This window comes from Actinomycetota bacterium, from assembly GCA_018333515.1.
Taxonomy (GTDB): Bacteria; Actinomycetota; Aquicultoria; order Aquicultorales; family Aquicultoraceae; genus Aquicultor.
In genome coordinates this window covers 20,168-38,710 of record JAGXSZ010000023.1, presented here as the reverse complement: position 1 = coordinate 38,710, position 18,543 = coordinate 20,168, and the positions used below count along the sequence as shown (strand labels likewise).

The 18,543-nt window shown below is 52.5% G+C and carries 22 protein-coding genes, 1 tRNA gene and 2 pseudogenes; all 25 read left to right on the top strand.

Annotated features, from left to right (window positions below; all coding sequences use genetic code 11):
- Window positions 1–56 precede the first annotated feature (56 nt).
- Window positions 57–2,111 (top strand): DNA topoisomerase I, encoded by a 2,055-nt coding sequence (locus KGZ93_05705; GenBank protein MBS3909103.1) that lies wholly within the window; start codon window positions 57–59, stop codon window positions 2,109–2,111.
- A 28-nt stretch (window positions 2,112–2,139) separates the two neighbouring features.
- Window positions 2,140–3,081 carry a malate dehydrogenase gene (gene mdh / locus KGZ93_05700; protein ID MBS3909102.1) on the top strand — a complete coding sequence of 314 codons (942 nt, stop codon included), beginning with the start codon at window positions 2,140–2,142 and terminating at the stop codon, window positions 3,079–3,081.
- A gap of 32 nt (window positions 3,082–3,113) precedes the next feature.
- A complete protein-coding gene (locus KGZ93_05695; GenBank protein ID MBS3909101.1) occupies window positions 3,114–3,953 on the top strand; it encodes a fumarate hydratase in 840 nt (279 codons plus the stop codon).
- Between the two features lie 72 nt (window positions 3,954–4,025).
- Complete coding sequence (locus KGZ93_05690) at window positions 4,026–4,577, top strand: fumarate hydratase C-terminal domain-containing protein (protein ID MBS3909100.1); 552 nt, start codon at window positions 4,026–4,028, stop codon at window positions 4,575–4,577.
- Window positions 4,578–4,620: 43 nt separating this feature from the next.
- On the top strand, window positions 4,621–5,250 hold the full coding sequence (locus tag KGZ93_05685; protein ID MBS3909099.1) for a dTMP kinase: 630 nt from the start codon (window positions 4,621–4,623) through the stop codon (window positions 5,248–5,250).
- A gap of 9 nt (window positions 5,251–5,259) precedes the next feature.
- A complete protein-coding gene (holB, locus tag KGZ93_05680) occupies window positions 5,260–6,414 on the top strand; it encodes a DNA polymerase III subunit delta' (GenBank protein MBS3909098.1) in 1,155 nt (384 codons plus the stop codon).
- Window positions 6,415–6,466: 52 nt separating this feature from the next.
- Window positions 6,467–7,402: a stage 0 sporulation family protein gene (locus tag KGZ93_05675; GenBank protein ID MBS3909097.1), complete on the top strand. Its 936-nt coding sequence runs from the start codon at window positions 6,467–6,469 to the stop codon at window positions 7,400–7,402.
- 66 nt (window positions 7,403–7,468) lie between these two features.
- Window positions 7,469–9,298: a RecQ family ATP-dependent DNA helicase gene (locus KGZ93_05670; protein ID MBS3909096.1), complete on the top strand. Its 1,830-nt coding sequence runs from the start codon at window positions 7,469–7,471 to the stop codon at window positions 9,296–9,298.
- A gap of 170 nt (window positions 9,299–9,468) precedes the next feature.
- Window positions 9,469–9,717 carry a DUF4258 domain-containing protein gene (locus KGZ93_05665; protein ID MBS3909095.1) on the top strand — a complete coding sequence of 83 codons (249 nt, stop codon included), beginning with the start codon at window positions 9,469–9,471 and terminating at the stop codon, window positions 9,715–9,717.
- Window positions 9,714–9,914, top strand: a complete 201-nt coding sequence (locus KGZ93_05660; GenBank protein ID MBS3909094.1) for a DUF2283 domain-containing protein — start codon at window positions 9,714–9,716, stop codon at window positions 9,912–9,914. Before KGZ93_05665 ends, KGZ93_05660 begins: the two co-directional genes overlap by 4 nt.
- Window positions 9,915–9,937: 23 nt before the next feature.
- A pseudogene (locus tag KGZ93_05655) lies at window positions 9,938–10,290 on the top strand (toxin-antitoxin system HicB family antitoxin).
- Between the two features lie 92 nt (window positions 10,291–10,382).
- Window positions 10,383–10,751, top strand: a complete 369-nt coding sequence (locus tag KGZ93_05650) for a hypothetical protein (GenBank protein MBS3909093.1) — start codon at window positions 10,383–10,385, stop codon at window positions 10,749–10,751.
- 48 nt (window positions 10,752–10,799) lie between these two features.
- A pseudogene (locus tag KGZ93_05645) lies at window positions 10,800–11,066 on the top strand (DUF4160 domain-containing protein).
- A 12-nt stretch (window positions 11,067–11,078) separates the two neighbouring features.
- Entirely contained in the window at window positions 11,079–11,345 is a 267-nt protein-coding gene (locus tag KGZ93_05640) for a DUF2442 domain-containing protein (GenBank protein MBS3909092.1), read from the top strand.
- Between the two features lie 43 nt (window positions 11,346–11,388).
- Window positions 11,389–11,580, top strand: a complete 192-nt coding sequence (locus KGZ93_05635; protein MBS3909091.1) for a hypothetical protein — start codon at window positions 11,389–11,391, stop codon at window positions 11,578–11,580.
- Window positions 11,581–11,699: 119 nt separating this feature from the next.
- Window positions 11,700–11,981: a type II toxin-antitoxin system RelE/ParE family toxin gene (locus KGZ93_05630; protein MBS3909090.1), complete on the top strand. Its 282-nt coding sequence runs from the start codon at window positions 11,700–11,702 to the stop codon at window positions 11,979–11,981.
- Window positions 11,982–11,987: 6 nt separating this feature from the next.
- On the top strand, window positions 11,988–12,305 hold the full coding sequence (locus KGZ93_05625) for a HigA family addiction module antidote protein (protein ID MBS3909089.1): 318 nt from the start codon (window positions 11,988–11,990) through the stop codon (window positions 12,303–12,305).
- Window positions 12,306–12,400: 95 nt separating this feature from the next.
- Window positions 12,401–13,060 carry a hypothetical protein gene (locus KGZ93_05620; protein MBS3909088.1) on the top strand — a complete coding sequence of 220 codons (660 nt, stop codon included), beginning with the start codon at window positions 12,401–12,403 and terminating at the stop codon, window positions 13,058–13,060.
- 235 nt (window positions 13,061–13,295) lie between these two features.
- A complete protein-coding gene (locus KGZ93_05615) occupies window positions 13,296–13,613 on the top strand; it encodes a nucleotidyltransferase domain-containing protein (GenBank protein MBS3909087.1) in 318 nt (105 codons plus the stop codon).
- Window positions 13,603–13,947: a DUF86 domain-containing protein gene (locus KGZ93_05610; GenBank protein ID MBS3909086.1), complete on the top strand. Its 345-nt coding sequence runs from the start codon at window positions 13,603–13,605 to the stop codon at window positions 13,945–13,947. The genes KGZ93_05615 and KGZ93_05610 overlap by 11 nt, the downstream gene beginning before the upstream one ends.
- Before the next feature lie 322 nt (window positions 13,948–14,269).
- Window positions 14,270–14,983 (top strand): TVP38/TMEM64 family protein, encoded by a 714-nt coding sequence (locus KGZ93_05605; protein ID MBS3909085.1) that lies wholly within the window; start codon window positions 14,270–14,272, stop codon window positions 14,981–14,983.
- Entirely contained in the window at window positions 14,967–15,845 is an 879-nt protein-coding gene (locus KGZ93_05600) for a sulfurtransferase (protein MBS3909084.1), read from the top strand. Before KGZ93_05605 ends, KGZ93_05600 begins: the two co-directional genes overlap by 17 nt.
- Before the next feature lie 282 nt (window positions 15,846–16,127).
- Window positions 16,128–16,203: transfer RNA gene (locus KGZ93_05595), tRNA-Thr, on the top strand.
- A gap of 743 nt (window positions 16,204–16,946) precedes the next feature.
- Window positions 16,947–17,264, top strand: coding sequence for a PD40 domain-containing protein (locus KGZ93_05590; protein MBS3909083.1), 318 nt, complete (start codon window positions 16,947–16,949; stop codon window positions 17,262–17,264).
- Window positions 17,265–17,433: 169 nt separating this feature from the next.
- Window positions 17,434–18,117, top strand: coding sequence for an NPCBM/NEW2 domain-containing protein (locus KGZ93_05585; GenBank protein MBS3909082.1), 684 nt, complete (start codon window positions 17,434–17,436; stop codon window positions 18,115–18,117).
- Window positions 18,118–18,543: the final 426 nt, after the last annotated feature.

Below are 18,543 nucleotides of genomic sequence, written 5' to 3'. Positions count from 1 at the left end.
TATAATGTTCTCGCAAATCAATGCAAACCACGACCTAGAAGAGTTGGATGATTTAGATGAAGCTGATTGTCACAGAGAAGAATATCTCCGCGGAAAAAATCGCCAAGATACTGTCGGGTGGAAAAGCAAAGACTGAAAAGATCTATACCGTTCCGGTCTATCGCTATACGGTCAGGGGCAAAGAGACGGCCGTCATAGGCCTTAAAGGGAATATCCTCCAAGTCGATTTCCCGTCGGAGTATAGCAACTGGCAGAGCGTGGCGCCTGAGTCGCTAATCGACGCCGACATTATCAAAGTGCCGATGCAGAAACAAATCATCAAAGCGATGCAGAAGTTGGCCAAAGACGCCGGCGATGTCATCATCGCTACCGACTTCGACCGCGAGGGCGAGGTCATCGGACTCGACGCCGTCAATCTCATCAAAGAAGTCAACCCGAAGGTCAAGGTCAAACGGGCGCGGTTTTCGGCTATCACCAAGCAGGAGATAGAGAAATCCTTTAGCGAACTCGACGAATTATATCTCAACCTGGCCAACGCGGGCAGGGCGAGACAGGATATCGATTTGATTTGGGGAGCGACGCTTACCAGGTTCATCTCGTTGGCCTCCCTGAGGCTCGGCCGCCAATTTCTGGGTGTCGGACGGGTTCAGAGCCCGACGCTGGCGCTCATAGTACAGAGAGAGAAAGAGCGCGATGCTTTCGTAATCGAGCCGTATTGGCAGATAAAAGCCGAGTTCGAGCACGACAAAGAAGCGTTTTTGGCGAGCCATAAGACCGAAAAGTTCTGGGATAAGGCCGCGGCGCAAGCCGTTATGGATAGATTAAAGGGCGCGAAGTCGGGAACCGTCACTACGGTGTCGAGCACGCAGCGGGAGACCGCACCGCCGGCGCCGTTTAACACGACCGCGTTTTTGACGACCGCGGCAAGCGTCGGGCTTTCGACGGCGAATTCGATGCGTATCGCCGAGGGTCTCTATATGCGCGGGTTTATCAGCTACCCAAGGGTAGACAACACCGTATACCCGCCGTCGCTTAACTTGCGCGAGCTGCTCGAGATGCTCGAAGAGAGCCCGCAATTGGGCAAGCTTGCCACCGAGCTTCTGAAGCAAAAAGAGCTTAAGCCGACGCGCGGCAAGAAGTTCGCGACGGACCACCCGCCGATACACCCGACCGGTGTGCCGGTCAAAGACCAGCTCGACGCGCAGGAGTGGAAGGTATACGAACTCGTTGTGCGCAGGTTCTACGCGACGCTCGCCCCGGTCTCGATCTCGGAGAGCATGCGAATAGATATCGATGCCAACGGCGAGCCGTTCTTCGTGCGCGGAAGCCGCGTGCTGGAGGCGGGGTGGCTCAAGTACTATCACTACTCGCGCAAGAAGGACGAGGAGGTACCGGCGGTCAAAGAGGGGGACACGGTCGCCCTAAACGACACCGTGCTCGAAGAGAAAGAGACGCAGCCGCCCGCGCGCTACAGCCAGGGCAAGCTGATTCAAAAGATGGAAGACCTCGGCCTCGGCACCAAAGCGACCAGGCACGAGATAATAAAGAACCTCTACGACCGGGGTTATGTCCACAGCGACCCCATCCAGCCGACCGAGACCGGTATGGCGGTAGCCGATGCGCTCCTTAAATACGCCGAGCGCATCGCCCGGCCCGAGATGACCTCGGACCTCGAAGACGACATGGACGCCATCGCCAAGGGCGAGACCGATAAGGGCGAAGTAATCGACCGCTCGCGCAAGATGCTCGCCGACATCATGGTCGCCCTGAACAGTAAGAAAGAGGAGCTGAGCGCGGAGATTCGCGCCGGTATCCGCGAAGATAAGATTCTCGGGCCGTGCCCGCGACCGGACTGCGGCGGCCAACTCAAGATAATCCGGGCCAAGAAGAGCCGCAAGCGCTTCGCGGGATGCTCGAACTACCCGGAATGCGACCGCTCGTATCCGCTCCCGCAATTCGGTGAGATAGTGGCGCTCGGCGATACGTGCGCGCCGTGCGGCACGCCGAAGATAAAGGTGATGTCGGGCAAGGGCCGCCCCTGGACGCTCTGTCTCGACCCGCAGTGCGAGACCAAAGAGAAGAAGGAAAAGGTCGCGGCGGTCGCGGAGTAAGAAACCACGAACCAACCCGGAGGATTTAATGGCAAAGGTCTCAATAGTAGGCGCGGGGCATGTCGGCGCAACCTGCGCGTACACGCTCGTAAAAAACGACGTCGCGGATGTCGTCCTCGTCGATATCGTCGATGGTCTGGCGAAAGGCAAAAGCCTCGACATGATGGAGGCGGGCGCCATCGAAGGCTACGATAGGAGTATCACCGGCACCGCCGATTACGCTCAAATAGAAGGCTCGGATATCGCGATAGTAACCGCGGGGCTTGCCCGTCAGCCGGGTATGAGCCGTAGCGACTTGCTCTGCAAGAACGCGGATATCTTAAAGGTCGTCCTCTCAAACATCACGCTCGTCGCACCCGAGGCGCTTATCATCATCGTGACCAACCCGGCCGATGCGATGACGCAGCTCGCGCATAAAGCTACCGGTCACGATTCGCGCCGGGTGCTCGGTATGAGCGGCGTGTTAGACAGCGCCCGCTATAAGTTCTTCATATCCCAAGCGCTCGGAGCGCCGATGTCGAGTATCGAGGGCATGGTCATCGGGGCGCATGGGGACACCATGCTTCCCGTCGTCAGCCAGACGACGGTCGATGGGAGACCACTGGTCGAGCTTTTGCCCCAGGACAAAATAGATGAAATAATCGACCGGACGAAATTCGGCGGCGCCGAAATCGTCTCGTATTTAAAGACCGGCAGCGCTTACTACGCGCCCGGCGCGGCCGCGGCCAAGATGGCCCAGGCTATTATAAACGACACCAAAGAGGTGCTCCCGTGCTCGGTTTTGGCGCGGGGCGAGTACGGCATCGAAGGACTCTATATAGGCCTACCGGTGCGATTGGGCAAGGACGGCGCCGAGGGAACGGTCGAGATACCGCTTTCAGACGCGGAGACCGAGGCCATGCGCGATTCGGTCAAGGGCGCCAAGACGCTCCTGGCGGAGTTGCCGGAATTCAAATCGATAGTCATATAGTTGAAGTTAGCCGGACGTAGTTGGAGAGAGCATTGCGAGAAATACCTGTTTTAACCATAACCGAAATCGTCGATAGGCTCTGCCGGAAGGCGAACACGGTTCTCAGGCCCGATGTACTCGAAGCTATCCACGAGATGCTCGGTATGGAGGTCTCACCGACCGGCGTCGAAGTGATGGAGCAGATAATAAAAAACGCCGACCTGGCGGTGGTGGAGCAGCTTCCTATCTGCCAGGACACCGGCTATGTGACCGTGTTTTTGGAAATCGGGCGCGAGGTCGTTCTCCACGGCAATGTCTATCAAGCCATAGACGAGGGCGTGCGGAGGGCGTATATCGATGGGTACCTGCGCAAATCTATCGTCTCATGCCCGCTTTTCGAGCGCGGGAACACCGGCGACAACACGCCGGCGTTTGTAAGCATCGATATGGTAGCGGGGGATAAAGTGCGCGTCGTCGTAATGCCTAAAGGCGGCGGCACCGAAAACGCTTCGCAGTTGAGGATGCTCTCGGTCGCCGGCGAACTCGCCGCGGTCAAGGAGTTCGTAATGGAGGCCGCCGAGAACGCCGCCAAAGCATGCCCTCCGATCATCGTCGGCGTCGGCATCGGGGGAAGTTTCGACAAGGTGGGTCTGTTGGCGAAAAAAGCGCTGTTGCGGCCGATTCCGGACCGCAGTCCCGACCTGCGAATCGCGCAGCTCGAAGCGGAGCTGTTGACTGAGATAAATAAGCTCGGCATCGGCCCGGCGGGTTTGGGCGGGCGAATAACGGCGCTGACCGTGAAAATCGAGACTATGCCGACACACATCGCGTGCCTGCCGGTCGCGGTCGCATTCAATTGCCACGCCGCACGCCAGGCCGAAGCGGTGATTTAAGTATCAGGGCTAAAGCCCTGATACGGGCCGAATAAAAAATCTGATAGGTGATAAAAATTCGAGGTGCGGACGATAATTAAGCAAATCCATACCCCACTCCTAGACGACATCGTCGTCAACTTGAGGGCGGGGGACAAGGTTGAGATAACCGGGACAATATATACGGCGCGCGACCAGGCGCATAAGCGCCTGGTCGCGTCGATACACCGCGGCGAGCAGCTGCCTTTTTACCTCAAGGGGCAGATAATCTACTACGCCGGCCCCGCGCCCGCGCCGCCGGGCAAAGCGGTCGGCTCTATCGGCCCGACGACGAGCGCCCGCATGGATTCTTACGCGCCCATTCTCGTCTCGCACGGTTTGAAGGCGATGATAGGCAAGGGTCCGCGCTCGGGCGAGGTCAAAGAGGCGCTCATCCGGTATAACGCGGTTTACCTGGCGGCGACCGGCGGCGTGGCGGCATTGCTCTCGAGCTACGTGCGCTCATCGGAGCTTATCGCATATCCCGAACTCGGACCCGAGGCCATATACAGGCTCGAGGTAGAGAGCTTTCCGGTCATCGTGGCGATGGACGCTTGGGGCGGCGACCTTTACGAACAGAGCCGCCTTATCTACCGGGAGATATAAGGGCAAGGCCATTGAGGCGGTATTTGACTGAGGAGAGGGAGTAGTGAGCGCGGGGTTCTTTATCACGTTCGAGGGAATCGAGGGGAGCGGCAAGACGACCCAAATCGTCCAGCTCGCCGAGCATTTGAAAGCGGCGCGGCGCGCGGTCACGGTTACGCGCGAGCCGGGCGGCACCAATGTCGGCGCGGCAATCCGGGCCATCCTGCTCGACCCCGGGTTCTCCGAGATGGACTACCACACCGAAGTTCTGCTCTACGCCGCGGACCGCGCGCAGCATGTCGCTGAGGTGATTCGACCGGCGCTCGCGCGCGGAGATATCGTCATAAGCGACCGCTACATCGACTCATCCATCGCGTACCAGCACTACGGGCGCGGCCTGCCGCTCGACCTAATCGTCGACGTCAACGAGCATGCTGTCCAGGGCTTGAAACCGTCGCTCACCATATTAATCGATGTACCGACCGCCGTCGGGCTCAAGCGCGCGACCGAAATTGAGACCGACCGCATCGAGCGGGAGTCGGTAGATTTTCACGACCGTGTCGCCGCCGGCTTCGCACAGCTCGCCGCGGATGAGCCCGAGCGCTGGCGCGTCATCGACGGCACCCGCTCGATAGATGAGGTACACCGCGATGTCGTCGCGGCAATATCCGCCATCGCACCCGCTATGATATAATCTCTGCTTGTGGATACTACGATTCTCTGGTCGGGAATTATCGGCCAGAAAGATGCGATAGATAGGATTTGCGCTTCGCTCGACGCGGGCGAGACCCACCACGCTTGGCTCTTTGTGGGGCCGCGCGGCGTCGGCAAACGGACGACCGCCAAGGTAATGGCCGCCGCCCTCAACTGCGAAGAGCACGGGTGCGGGAGCTGCGCTTCCTGCGGCAAAGTCATGCGCGAAATCCATCCCGATGTCATCCTCATCGAGCCGGAAGGCAACCACATCACCATCGACCAGGTTCGCCGGTTGCAGCAGACCGTCTCGCTCAAGAACTTCGAGGGCGGCACCAAAGTAATCGTCATCGACGAGGCCGACCGGCTTACGCCCGAGGCCGCCAACGCGCTCCTTAAAACGCTCGAGGAGCCGCCGCCCGCGGTCGTCTTCATCCTGGTCACGGCGAACATCGACGCGATGTTGCCTACTATTATCTCGCGTTGCCGACAGGTGCGTTTCAGCCTCATCCCGGCACCGGAGATGACGACCTTTCTCATGGAGCGCCATGGGTTAAGCTACGACGAGGCGATGCCGGCCACAAAGCTTAGTTCGGGGATACTGGGGAGTGCCATCTCGTTCGCCGTGTCTCCCTCCAAACAGGAGCGCCGCAAGAAGGTGCTGGCGATCGCGCGCGACATCGACCGCGTCGACTTGGCTCGCCTCAGCTTCGTCGCCGAGGAGTTGCTGGCCGAGATAAAGAAGGGCGTCGCCGAGGTCCAAGAGCGGCAGAAAAAAGAGTTCGCCTGGTTCAAGGAGCAGTCGGGACAGAAGGATATGCCCGCGCATCTAAAGAAAAACCTCGAGCAGAAGCATAAGCGCGAAGCGAGCCGCGAGGAACACCAGGGCTTCGAAGAGATTCTCACTATCATGGTATCGTGGTTTCGCGACATCATCTTCAGCAAAGAGACCGGAAGGGATGACCTCCTTGCCAACCAGGACCGCATTCTCGAGATAAAAGAGCATGTCGACCTGGTTACCGGCGCGGACGTCTACCGCTGTTTACAAATTATTGAAGAAACCAAGCAACTGGCACGGTTTAATGTTAATATGCAATTAGCTTTGGAAACGATGTTATTCAAGATACACGAGGTAGTGACGGTAAAAGAGACGTTCTATCTCTAACGTTCTATCTCTAACAATATGAGCGATTGACGAGCGGGAGGCTTGGCGGTATATGCCGATAGTGGTTGGAGTCGTATTCAAGAGAGCCGGCAAGGTCTATTACTTTGACCCGGACGGTATAGGTTTGAAGAGTGGAGACAAAGCCATAGTCAAGACGTCGCGCGGGGTGGAGTTTGGAGAGGTCGTTTCGCCGCCGACCGAGGTCGATGACGCGGAGATAACCGCGCCCCTCAAAAAGGTGGTGCGAAAAGCCACCGACGACGATAAAGAACAGCTCAGGAAGAACAAGGAGAAAGAGAAGGAAGCTTATCGCGTCGCGGATGAGAAAATCTCGAAACACAAGCTGCCGATGAAGCTCATCGAAGTCGAGCACGTCTTCGACGGCAGTAAAATAATCTTCTATTTCACCGCCGATGGGCGCGTCGATTTCCGTGATTTAGTCAAGGACTTGGCGTCGGTCTTTAGGACTAGGATAGAGCTTCGCCAAATCGGCGTGCGCGACGAGGCGAAGATGATAGGGGGCTTGGGTCCCTGCGGGCAGCGCCTCTGTTGCACCGTCTTCTTGGGCGATTTCGACCCGGTCTCCATCCGCATGGCCAAAGAACAGGACCTGCCGCTCAATCCTTTGAAGATATCGGGTATCTGCGGGCGCCTGATGTGCTGCCTCAAATACGAGTACGATGCCTATCTCGACTTTAAGAAGCGCGCTCCGAGGCGGGGCACCAAGGTGGCCACCGAGTTCGGAACCGCCAAGATAGTCGATTTCAGCGTGCCCAAAGAGACCGTTATCCTACAGCTCGAGTCGGGCCGGCGCATAGAGATGTCCCTTGCCGATGCGCAGAAGTGCGGCTGCGAGGGCAAATGCGCCCCCGCGGCGTGTTGCGGGCAGGGCGAGCATGGCGACCAAGCGGGTAGAGCCGGTAAAGGCAGCCAAGACGAAGGTGTGGTAGTAGCCGACAGCGCCGCTCAGGGAGACGCCGAGGAATAATTTGGGAGCCAACCAAACCAGTAATCGAACTACGTTTAAAGAGCAGTTAATCGACCGGAGTGGCAAGTGCTAACGACTCTCAATAAATACTTCGGCTACACGACCTTTCTGCCGTTGCAGCAGGATATTATCGAAGATGTCCTCAATAAAGACGATGTCCTCGCGCTCATGCCGACGGGCGGCGGCAAATCGCTCTGCTACCAGTTGCCGGCCCTGCTTTTGGACGGGTTGACGATTGTTGTCTCGCCCTTGATCGCATTGATGAAAGACCAGGTGGATGGACTCGTATCCAACGGGGTTCCGGCCGCGTACATCAACAGCTCGCTCACCACGGCCGAGATAGCCGAAACCAAAAACGCCTTGGTAAAAGGCGAGGTCAAAGTCGTCTACGTAGCCCCGGAGCGATTGATGATGCCCGATTTCCTCGGCTTCATAAAAAGGCTCCCCGTAAACCTTATCGCCATCGATGAGGCCCATTGCATCTCCGAGTGGGGGCACGATTTCAGGCCGGAATACAGGCGGCTCAGAGCGGTCAAAACAAATTTCCCCGGCGTCCCGGTCATAGCCCTCACGGCCACCGCCACCATCCAGGTGCAAAACGATATCGTTGAGCAGCTCAATATCGAGCGGTGCAAGCGCTACCGGGCGAGCTTCAACCGGGCGAACCTCCACTACCGGATAGAGCCCAAGGTCAACGCCTACCGGCAGCTTCTCAAGTACTTGAAAGAGCACAAGCGCGATTCCGGCATTATCTATTGCCAGAGCAGGAAGATGGTCGATACGCTCTCGTCCGACCTGAAAAAGGACGGATACCGCGCGCTCGGCTATCACGCCGGGATGACGTCCGAGAGCAGAAGTGAGAACCAGGAGCGCTTTATACGCGACGACGCCGAAATCATCGTCGCCACCATCGCCTTCGGAATGGGGATAGACAAGCCGGATGTTCGATATGTTATCCATTACGACCTGCCGAAAAACATCGAAGGTTACTACCAGGAGACCGGGCGGGCCGGCAGGGATGGGCTCAAGAGCGACTGCATCCTCTTCTTCAGCTACGGGGACAAAGCCAAAATCGAGTATTTCATCCGCCAAAAAGACGACCCCAAAGAGCGGGATGCCGCCTACCGGATGCTCCGGGATATGGTCGGCTACTGCGAGACTAACGCTTGTCGGCGCACACGGCTTCTCGCGTACTTCGATGAGGAGTTTACCGAACCCAACTGCGGCGCCTGCGATATCTGCCTGGAGTCCCGTGAGACCTATGACGGCACGGCCTTCGACCATGACCTCTTTGAAATCCTGCGCGATACCAGAAAGACAATCGCGGACGACGAAGGCTTGCCGCCCTACGTCATCTTCCACGACGCGACGCTCAAAGAGATGGCGACGTTTTATCCGGTAAGTCCCGAGCAACTGGCCGATATCAGCGGCGTCGGCGAGGTGAAGCTCAAGAAATATGGGGAGAGGTTTTTGAGCGGCATAACCGGTTATTGCGCCGCGAACGGGATAGAGGCGAAAGAAATCGCGCTGCCGCGAGCCGAGCCGCCCGCGCCGAAAGCCCCCAAGCTATCAGGGGTCGAGTCCTCGACCGTCCAAATGACGTTTCAGCTCTACAACCAAGGCTTATCCCTGGAGAAGATGGTAGAGCAAAGGTCGCTCAGCCCACAAACGATCATAACCCACCTCGAAAAACTGATACACGCCGGCGAGGAGGTCTCCATCGACCGGTTCGTCCCGACTGCGAAGCAGCAAGCCATTACCGCCGCCATCCTCGATAGCGGCCCCGAGATTCTCCGCTCCATCAAAGACCGCCTCGGCCCCGACTTCTCCTATGAGGAGATACGGCTGGTGCGGGCAAAGGTAGTAAGGCAGCAAAAGGGACGCCAGACCGTATAAAAACCATTCTCAAAAATCGATTACTTAGGCAGCATCGACAAAGTGCTCTTTAAGTTACCGGCAAGAAGATCTTTTACGGCAACAATTGTCGTTTTCCTTTACGTAACGGCAGCGATTAGATTCTTTGTTAAGAATCTGTGGTGGTGTAATAGCTTGAGAAAAGGGGCACCATGATTGAACATGAGTTTTCTGAGCATGCTTATGATATGCTAAAGGAGCGAAACATTTCTGAAACTTGGGTAAAACTGGCTATAGAAGAGCCCGAAATGAAGGAATCAAAGGACGACGGCACTGTTCATTATGTTAGGGCAATTGAGGAGCACGAGGGTCGATATTTACGTGTTGTGGTAAATACATATGCCAATCCCTGGCGGATTGTTACCGTCTTTTTTGATCGCAGATTAAGGAGGTTGTCGTGAGGTTAAAAATAGATCACAAGAACGATGCCCTGTATTTCCGGCTCGACGAATCGGCAATTGTCGATTCGGAGGAGGTTAGACCTGGCGTGATTCTTGACTACGATGCCAATGATAACGTAATCGGCATTGAGATACTTGGTTTGAGCAAGCGTGTTCCGGCAGAGACGCTAAAGAACCTGCAATTCGAAACGGCATAAATCCTTAAGCTAATCTAATTCTTATGAACAGATGCTCTCGCATTCTTGCGGACATAAAAGATGATCGATATACATACAGAGTAACGTGGTCGGAAGAGGATGGCGAGTACGTAGGTCTGTGTGCCGAATTTCCGAGCTTAAGCTGGCTGGCAAAAAAACCGGAAGCAGCTCTTAGGGGAATTCGAAAGCTTGTTGAAGAAGTGAGAAATAATATGGACAAAGAAAGCGAAGCAATTCCCGAGCCTATAGCTTAAGGCATTATAGCGGCAAGTTTATGGTACGCGTACCCCCGCAGGTTCATCAAAAACTAGCGATTGAAGCAGCGGAGTCTAGTGTAAGTTTGAATCGCCTTGCCGGCTCAAAGCTGAGTCGATAGATTGTAAAAACACATAACAAATCACTACAGCGGACGTGCTAAGGCGCGTCGCTGAACTCAAGCGTTAAAAAAACAATTGAATGGTGGCTGGTATGAAGATCAATATCGACAACCTAACCGAAAAAGAATTAATTGAACTAAATCATCGCATTGTCGAACGCCTCAAGTTTCTCGATTCCATGCGCGCGCATGTCGAAATGATGGAATTCAGCATTGGCGACCGCGTGTCATTTAAGACAAACGGTCGAGAGAGAAAAGAAGGTCTATTGATTAAATACAACAAGAAAACCGTCACAGTAATCACCGATCAGGGTGAAAAGTGGAATATCTCCCCAAACCTATTGTCGAGAGTCGAATCGTCTTCAAAGAGAAGCAAACCCTCGAAGGTCATAAGCCTGAACGAGAGAAAGAGTAGCGCACCAGAAGAGGCGGAACACAAAGATCACCTGATTTTAGATTAAGGGCAGGGTGGGCGTTTTGGTGCAAATAAATGATATAATGGAGGCGTGATGCCGACTATCTCAATGTTTTATGGAATTATTATTCGCATGTACTGCTCCCCCGGGGAACACAATCCCCCACATATTCATGCTTATTACCAGGATTACACGGCGATAATTGATATTCATACATGTGAGATATCCTTCGGCAATTTACCTCCAAGATAGACCAAGCTTGTTTTGGCGTGGGCAGAAATTCACAAAGAAGAACTGCTGGCGGATTGGGAATTGACCTCAAAAGGCGAGCTTCCTTTTCCAATCGACCCTTTAAAATAAAGGAGGATAAGTGTGTATCCATCAGTAAAAAGCGTAAAACCGTTAGATGGCTACAGATTATTGCTTCAGTTTGAAAATGGTGAAGAAAAGGTTTTTGATGTTTCCCCATATTTGAACATTGGCAAGTTTGTCGAGCTACAAGATGTTTCTTTGTTTAACTCCGTAGTAGTTCGATTCGATACGGTCGAGTGGGCAAATCATTTAGACATCGATCCAGAATTTCTGTATGACAAAAGCGTAAAATTAAAAGGCGAGCACATAATAAAGCAAAGGGATTGAAGAAACCCACAGATAAACCAGCTATGACTCAGAAGAGCAGGCAATGGGTTGGTATTGTTACCTCCTATACAAATTATCTTTCCCATTCACCGCCACTTGCATGGCCGAAAGAGCAACATCGCTCTGGTTCTTGAAGGGAGTCTTGCCAGAGTCGGCGGCGGGTGACCGGCTCTTCCCGACAGAACTTAGCGCCAGTCAGACGCGGGAATATATCAAACGGAGATACAAGGGCTAACAAATCACTACAGCGAACGGCAATTTCACTGCGCTCTGTTGCCGTCCGATTAGCCGCCACGTTATCCAACATTTGAAATAATATTTGACAGTAATAACGCAGAACGTTATTATCTAGTTATGATAAAAAGCTTCCGCTGCAAAGAGACCGAGAAGATATTTGAGCGCCAACTCGTAAAGAGAATCTCTGTAGATATGCGGCGCTTAGCTTACCGAAAGCTTGTATTACTAGACTCTGCCGAGAGATTGGACGACCTGAGAACACCTCCCGGCAATCGTCTCGAGAAGCTTTCGGGGAATAGGCAAGAACAACATAGCATTCGGATCAACGATCAATGGCGCATATGCTTCAAATGGAGTGCGGGTGACGCTTATGAAGTCGAGATTACGGATTATCATTAGGAGGAAATTGTGAGCAACGAAAAAATAGAACCTATTCACCCAGGCGAAATACTGCTTGAGGAGTTTCTCAAACCAATGGGAATCAGTCAATATCGTTTGGCCAAGGATATCAATGTGCCGGCACGGCGCGTTAATGAGATTGTTCACGGCAAGCGAGCGGTTAGCGTTGATACAGCACTGAGATTGTCTCGATATTTTAGTCTTTCCGAGCGTTTCTGGCTTAATCTCCAAACACACTACGATATCGAGGTACAGAAGGATAGGCTAGACAAACGTATCGAGGAAGAGGTCAAAGTTCTCGCAATAGATAAACAGAGTGCCTAACAAATCACTCCAGCGGACGCGCTAGCCGATGGGAGCGTGTAGCTGCTATTTCAAGCGATTCGTTTAGAAGAAGTACTTAGACATTACAGGAAACTATGGGCAAGGATGAGGATTTACAGCTTCAACTAGATGCGGCCTTGGCCGAGTGTGCACGGCTTCGCGCTGAGAATAGCCGGCTGAAAACGCTGCTTGGATTGGCGGAAACAGAAGCTGTCTCGCCAGCCGAATCCTTGCCGCATGAACAAAAAGCCCCGGAAATCATAGTCCTGCAGCAGGGAAATTTATTCACCGTTACCAACCGCTCCTCAACTGAGGAAAAGATAGCGTTGTTTCGTAGCCTTTTTCGCGGCCGCGAAGACGTGTATGCCGTTCGCTGGGAGGGGAAGAGCGGCTCATCCGGCTACTCTCCGTCCTGCCGCAATGAATGGCATAAGGTCTTTTGCCGCAAACCCAAAATCAAGTGTTCGCAGTGTGAATACCGTGACCTTCTACCCCTAACCGACCAGGTTATCCTTAATCACCTGACAGGCAAGCATATTGTTGGACTATATCCGCTCTTATCCGATGAGACCTGTCAGATTCTTGCCGTCGACTTCGATAAAGCGTCGTGGCGGGATGATGCCGTTGCTTTTCTGCAGACCTGCAAGGAGATGGGCGTGCCGGCAGCGCTGGAGCGCTCCCGGTCGGGGAATGGCGGCCATGTTTGGATATTTTTTGACCGCCTTGTTGAAGCTTCGCCGGCAAGAAAATATTGATGTTGAAGTTCCTGTGCTGGTGCGCATGTTTGAGAAAAGGCTCAAGGGATACAAAGCGATTGGTTACTCGATACAGCGAGATTGACAGCGGCGGATTGTCCGCCTGCTGTCGACACCTTTCTATCTAAACCTTAAAGCATATAGAAAAGCGCGGGCGTTCCGATAAATTCAAACAAGGCATCAATTATGATGTAAAATAATATCTAGTATTTATTCTAAAAGTACAGGAACGGCGATGAAGATCAAAGCGCGTATTAAAATACCTTATAAAAAAGTAGCTGAGTTTTGCAGAAAATGGAACATTCAAGAACTCGCGCTATTCGGTTCGGTTCTTCGAGAGGACTTCCGGCCTGATAGTGACGTCGATGTAATGGTTTCCTTTACCCAGGAAGCTAAGTATAGCTTATTTGATCTAGTGCGTATGCAAGGGGAACTCGAAGAGATATTTGAGCGCGAGGTTGATCTTGTAGAAAAGAAGGCTGTGGAGCAAAGCGAAAACTATATACGCCGCAAGCACATCCTTGATTCAACAGAGGTTTTGTATGTGGCGTGACGAAGCATTTTTGTTGGATATTCTTATTGCCGCCAAGCGAACAAGGAAGTTCATAAGTGGTCTAGAATGGGAGAACTTTCAAAAAGACGAATTGCGTTCTGACGCAATTATGAGAAACCTCGAAATTATTGGCGAAGCAGCCAACAAGATATCACCGGAATTCAAGAACGCACACCCCGAGATACCCTGGAACGATATGGTCGGCATGAGGAATCGATTGATTCATGATTATTTTCGAGTCGATTTTGTGAAGGTTTGGGATACAGTTCAAAAGGATATACCAGCCTTGATTGCTCTTGTTGAACCTCATGTTCCATCTGAGGAAGATGTGTAGGAGGCGATAAAGCTGCGAAACATCAGGTTTTCTATCCATACGAAACGTGCGTTTCATCCAATGTTTTCAAGGGCATAATCTCATCGCACCGCCTGGCAATCACCCAGCAAACCCGTCTCAACCTTCCGGCAATTAGATAGCATACGCCAACGATTAAGCGTCATACCCATCAGGATTATCGAACACAACCATATAGAAAGTATAAAAATATCTAATTTTTATGTGATAATTCTTGTGATTGCTGATATAATCGGCTCAACGCTGTACACCAATTAAGTGCCAGGTAGTCCTTTCGGGGAAACGATTTACGGGGTGATCCGCCATCAAGGGTATATTGAAAGGTTATAAAGGAAAATTGCTTGTATTACTTATAATTATACTACTCTATGTGTTTGTACCTTTTATCAAGGTAAATTTCAACCAGGCTTTCTTCATAATGAGCAATTTCGATGTCGAGCTGGTAAAAGGCTATATCTTGGGGTTTGGCATCTGGGCGCCGATAGCCTCGTTTGCCCTCATGGTATTTCAGTCGGTAATCGCACCGCTCCCGGCCTTTCTTATCACGTTCGCCAACGCCGGCCTCTTCGGATGGGTCAAGGGTGCTATTCTGTCGTGGTCGAGCGCGATGGCAGGCGCGGTGCTCTGTTTCTATATCGCCCAGTACTTCGGACGCGAAGCGGTGGAGAAGCTTACTTCTCGCACCGCGCTCAAAAGCGTCGATGTCTTCTTTGAAAACTACGGCAAGTATGCGATTCTTATCGCGCGCTTGCTGCCGTTCGTCTCTTTCGACATCGTCAGCTACGCGGCAGGGTTGACCTCTATGAATTTTTGGTCGTTTTTCATAGCGACGGGCGTGGGGCAGCTGCCAGCGACTATCGTCTATTCCTATATCGGGGGGATGCTGACCGGCACCACCAAGACGATGGTCACGGGATTGCTGATGCTCTTTGCCCTAAGCGCGTTAGCGGTGATGCTCAAGAAAGTTTGGACTGACAGGAAACAAGGGGAGGTTGGTAGTATTGAAAACGCGGTCTAGCCTAAAGCATGCGACGCTGCTCATTGCATGCTTTTTGCTCGCATTGTCGGTTGCCGGGTGCGCGCAAGAACCAGCGCCGAAGTCTTCTTCGGCGGGCAAAAACACGGATGTTGCCGGTAAATCAGCAACGTCGGAGACGAAAGAAATCGATCTCGCGGTCTACAAAAACAACGATTTCCTTATTACGCCGCAGGAGCTAAAAGGGATGCTCGGCAGCGATGAGCTGGCCCTGTTCGATTGCAATAAACCCGACATCTATGCGAAAGAGCACATACCGGGCGCTGTAGGTATCGGCCTTCACGCGCTCTCGGACAAGGTCGGAAAACCCGGAGACCCGGGATGGGGAACCATCAAAGACAAAGCCGAGCTGAAGAAAACATTGGAAGAGCTGGGTATAGACAACGATAAGACGGTCGTCTTTTATTCCGATGTATTCAAGGGGCCGGGCGGTGACGGCAGGGCTGTGTGGCAATTGACACTGGCGGGCATGGACAACGTCAAGTTCCTGGTCGGCGGGCTTTCGTACTGGAAAGAGTTGGGCTACGATGTGACCGACGAGCCCGCGCAGCCAAAGCCTACGACCGGTGTTGAACTCAAGGATTATGACGAGAGTTATATAGCTACCAAAGCCTACGTCTTGGATAACCTCGACAAACAGGTCGTGCTCGATGTGCGGACCGAGGGTGAGTTCAAGGGCTCGCAAAAAGCCGGAGAGCCGAGAGGCGGACACATCAAGGGAGCAAAATTGATGCTCTGGCTCGACCTGCACAACGAAAACGGCACCCCGAAGACGCCCGAGGAAATCACGAAAATCATGGCCTCTTACGGTATCTCGCCCGAAGACGACTTCATACTCTACTGAACCATGGGTATAAGGTCTGGATACGCATCCATGATCCTCAGAGCAGTTGGCTTTGAGAAAGTAAGAAACTACGAAGCGTCCGTCTATGAGTGGGGCGGCGATTCAAAGATGCCCATGGAGAAATAGCGGGCACAGACTTCGAGTAGGGCACGGACTTCGCGGGCCGGGTGCGGGGGCGTGCGGGGCATGTTGCTGCCGGCAAGCATCTTGTCATTTGGGTCGATTTTATAGATAATATATAAGTCGCAAGCGTAGCCGACCCACTCGGACGTCGGTGTCAACGCCACTGTAGCTCAGCAGGTAGAGCAGCTCACTCGTAATGAGCAGGTCAGCGGTTCGAATCCGCTCAGTGGCTCCAGTTTGGATGGGGTGTCGAGAGAATCGGTACCCTTTACTTATAGCTTCTGCACTTATTTTGCACTTGTAAATTTCACGCTGCACTTGTTTATCTGCAAACCACTGCTTGAAAAATGTGTGATAGCCTAGCACACGCCAACTGTCCAGGGTATAACATTATTAAAGAACATCGTAGCGCCGGCATTACGACGCTTGTTATTCGATTCACATCAGGCGTTTGAACGGCAATTCCAAGTGCATGCACGGGGAGGTAGCGTGGGTAGCGGCGACCCCAACAGATGTGACTTCGATGCCGAGTATAAACATGCTATTTCCGTTGTGGATGAAGAAATAGTTCTCGGTGGTCTTGCCGGCAATAAGGAAAATCTTACCGTGAATCGCTATGGGGATGGTTTTGAGGATAGAGCGAAGGAGCGCCACGCTTTCTTTAGCCTCGATGGCTCCAAAATAGTGTTCTGGGCAAACGAAGGTCCGGGTTGCCCACAGGTGTATAATGATGGTTATTGGTTCTCGATGAACCCAGATGGCTCAGACCAGAAGCTTATCCTGCGGGGCTCTGGGTCATGGCGCGACCTGCCTCTATACGTGTCACCAGATGGCTCAAAGCTACTCCTTGAGATCGCGGAAGGGGAAAAGCAGGCCTTTTCTCCAACAACGTATGACGGTTCTCTTGGCATATCGCGGGATGGCAAGTTTTTTGCACTCAGAGGAGGCAGCGTTGCTATCTACTCTTCCGCTGGTAAGATGTTGAGCTTTGCCAACGCCAGTTTTCATAGAGTCTCTTGGGCGCCGGACAACAGTGCGATAGTCGGTGTTGTCAGGGGTAACATTTACTATATGCCCGTAAAGGATGGAGCGCTTGGCAATGCTATACAGCTAACAGCTACAGGCGACCGCAAGAACTCCTCACCAATCTTCTCCCCCGATAGCAGCAAGATTGCCTTTATTTCAGAGAAAGATAATCTTGTTCTATGGGTGATGAACTCGGACGGGTCGGAAAAAAGAAAGGTTACCGATCTTTATATGAGCCGTCCGCAAATTATCGAATGGACTGCGGAATAGGTGCTTCTTATAGGAAGCAAACAGATATAGTTATCGGGCCAATATAGCGATCGGTACTGCGTTGTCGTTCTCAATATCGCCCATAATACATTCGCCACCCCGCCTGCACCTAGACTATGGGGTCAAACGAACAATCCACCCTTCTACTAAGTCCGGTTTTCGGTATAGCATGACGCGGGGTTTAGCATGCTTGCCGAGGGGTATAAGTTCTCTTGGTTGTAGTTTAGTACGAGCTTTAAATTTAAGGGAGGCGGTTGTATTGAAAAGAAAGGTTGTGGCAGCGGTTGCGCTAGCTTTAGTCGTATCCTTGGCCTTTTTAGCGGGCATTGGTTACAGCGCAGCCACCATTCGGCTGATCGTCGAAGGTAAAGACATTGCAGCAGATGTACCGCCCTTTATTCAGAGCGGTAGAACCTTTGTGCCCATTAGATTTGTAGCCGAAGCATTAGGCTATCCGGTGAGTTGGGACAGCAAAACGAGAACAGTCAATGTCGGTATCCCGCCTGGCGGGGTTGATCTCGAGGCCTATAGCGGCCAGAAGCTATCGTTATCCAGTCCAGCCACAATTTTTGGTATTAAATACAGCAAGGGGTATGACCTGGATCGGGAGTGCGCCTTTAATCTTGCCGGCCGTTATTCAACAATTACATTCTCAGCAGGCATACCAGATGGGCGGGGGTATGACGAAGACGCTTTCATCGCATATGGGGATGGTGCAGAGATAGCTATAGGTGAGCTTAAGAGGACTAATGGATTAGAAGACTATACTGTCGATGTAAAAGGCGTAAATCAACTTCAGATAAAATTACGGACGCATTCTGTTGTTATCATAAACATCAGAGGTCAGAAATAGAAGAAAGAAATCAATCAATGGCCACCTCAAATCTCAGGCAACTACGTGGTGTGGACGGATTGGCGAAACGGAGATTACAATGACTATTACTTACGCTTAACTAATGCTGACATATATGGCGCTGATATATCTAAGAAATAGCGTGTATTTCTAAATCTTGGCCTTTATGGATGAAACAAGGAAAATCATAACACAGAAACCGTGAAAGAGGCGAAAAAAAGCAGATGGCTCGCAAGGCAAGAACGGCGCGCCACAAAGATACGATTCACGACGATTATAGTGCACGCCATATTTGAGGGCGAAAATGTTTAACGGGCCCGGCAGGTAATTGTGCGTATATCAATAGTTAGGCTAAGGCAGACCAAAACAAAGGGGCACGGCATGTTTTACAAACCATACAGCAGAACGACTTCTTGCTACGGGTCT

Coding starts and splice junctions, on each gene's coding strand:
- KGZ93_05705 (MBS3909103.1), top strand. CDS start 57: ATGAAGCTGATTGTCACAGAGAAGAATATCTCCGCGGAAAAAATCGCC.
- mdh (MBS3909102.1), top strand. CDS start 2,140: ATGGCAAAGGTCTCAATAGTAGGCGCGGGGCATGTCGGCGCAACCTGC.
- KGZ93_05675 (MBS3909097.1), top strand. CDS start 6,467: ATGCCGATAGTGGTTGGAGTCGTATTCAAGAGAGCCGGCAAGGTCTAT.
- KGZ93_05665 (MBS3909095.1), top strand. CDS start 9,469: ATGATTGAACATGAGTTTTCTGAGCATGCTTATGATATGCTAAAGGAG.
- KGZ93_05650 (MBS3909093.1), top strand. CDS start 10,383: ATGAAGATCAATATCGACAACCTAACCGAAAAAGAATTAATTGAACTA.
- KGZ93_05635 (MBS3909091.1), top strand. CDS start 11,389: ATGGGTTGGTATTGTTACCTCCTATACAAATTATCTTTCCCATTCACC.
- KGZ93_05630 (MBS3909090.1), top strand. CDS start 11,700: ATGATAAAAAGCTTCCGCTGCAAAGAGACCGAGAAGATATTTGAGCGC.
- KGZ93_05620 (MBS3909088.1), top strand. CDS start 12,401: ATGGGCAAGGATGAGGATTTACAGCTTCAACTAGATGCGGCCTTGGCC.
- KGZ93_05615 (MBS3909087.1), top strand. CDS start 13,296: ATGAAGATCAAAGCGCGTATTAAAATACCTTATAAAAAAGTAGCTGAG.
- KGZ93_05610 (MBS3909086.1), top strand. CDS start 13,603: ATGTGGCGTGACGAAGCATTTTTGTTGGATATTCTTATTGCCGCCAAG.
- KGZ93_05590 (MBS3909083.1), top strand. CDS start 16,947: ATGTTGAGCTTTGCCAACGCCAGTTTTCATAGAGTCTCTTGGGCGCCG.
- KGZ93_05585 (MBS3909082.1), top strand. CDS start 17,434: ATGACGCGGGGTTTAGCATGCTTGCCGAGGGGTATAAGTTCTCTTGGT.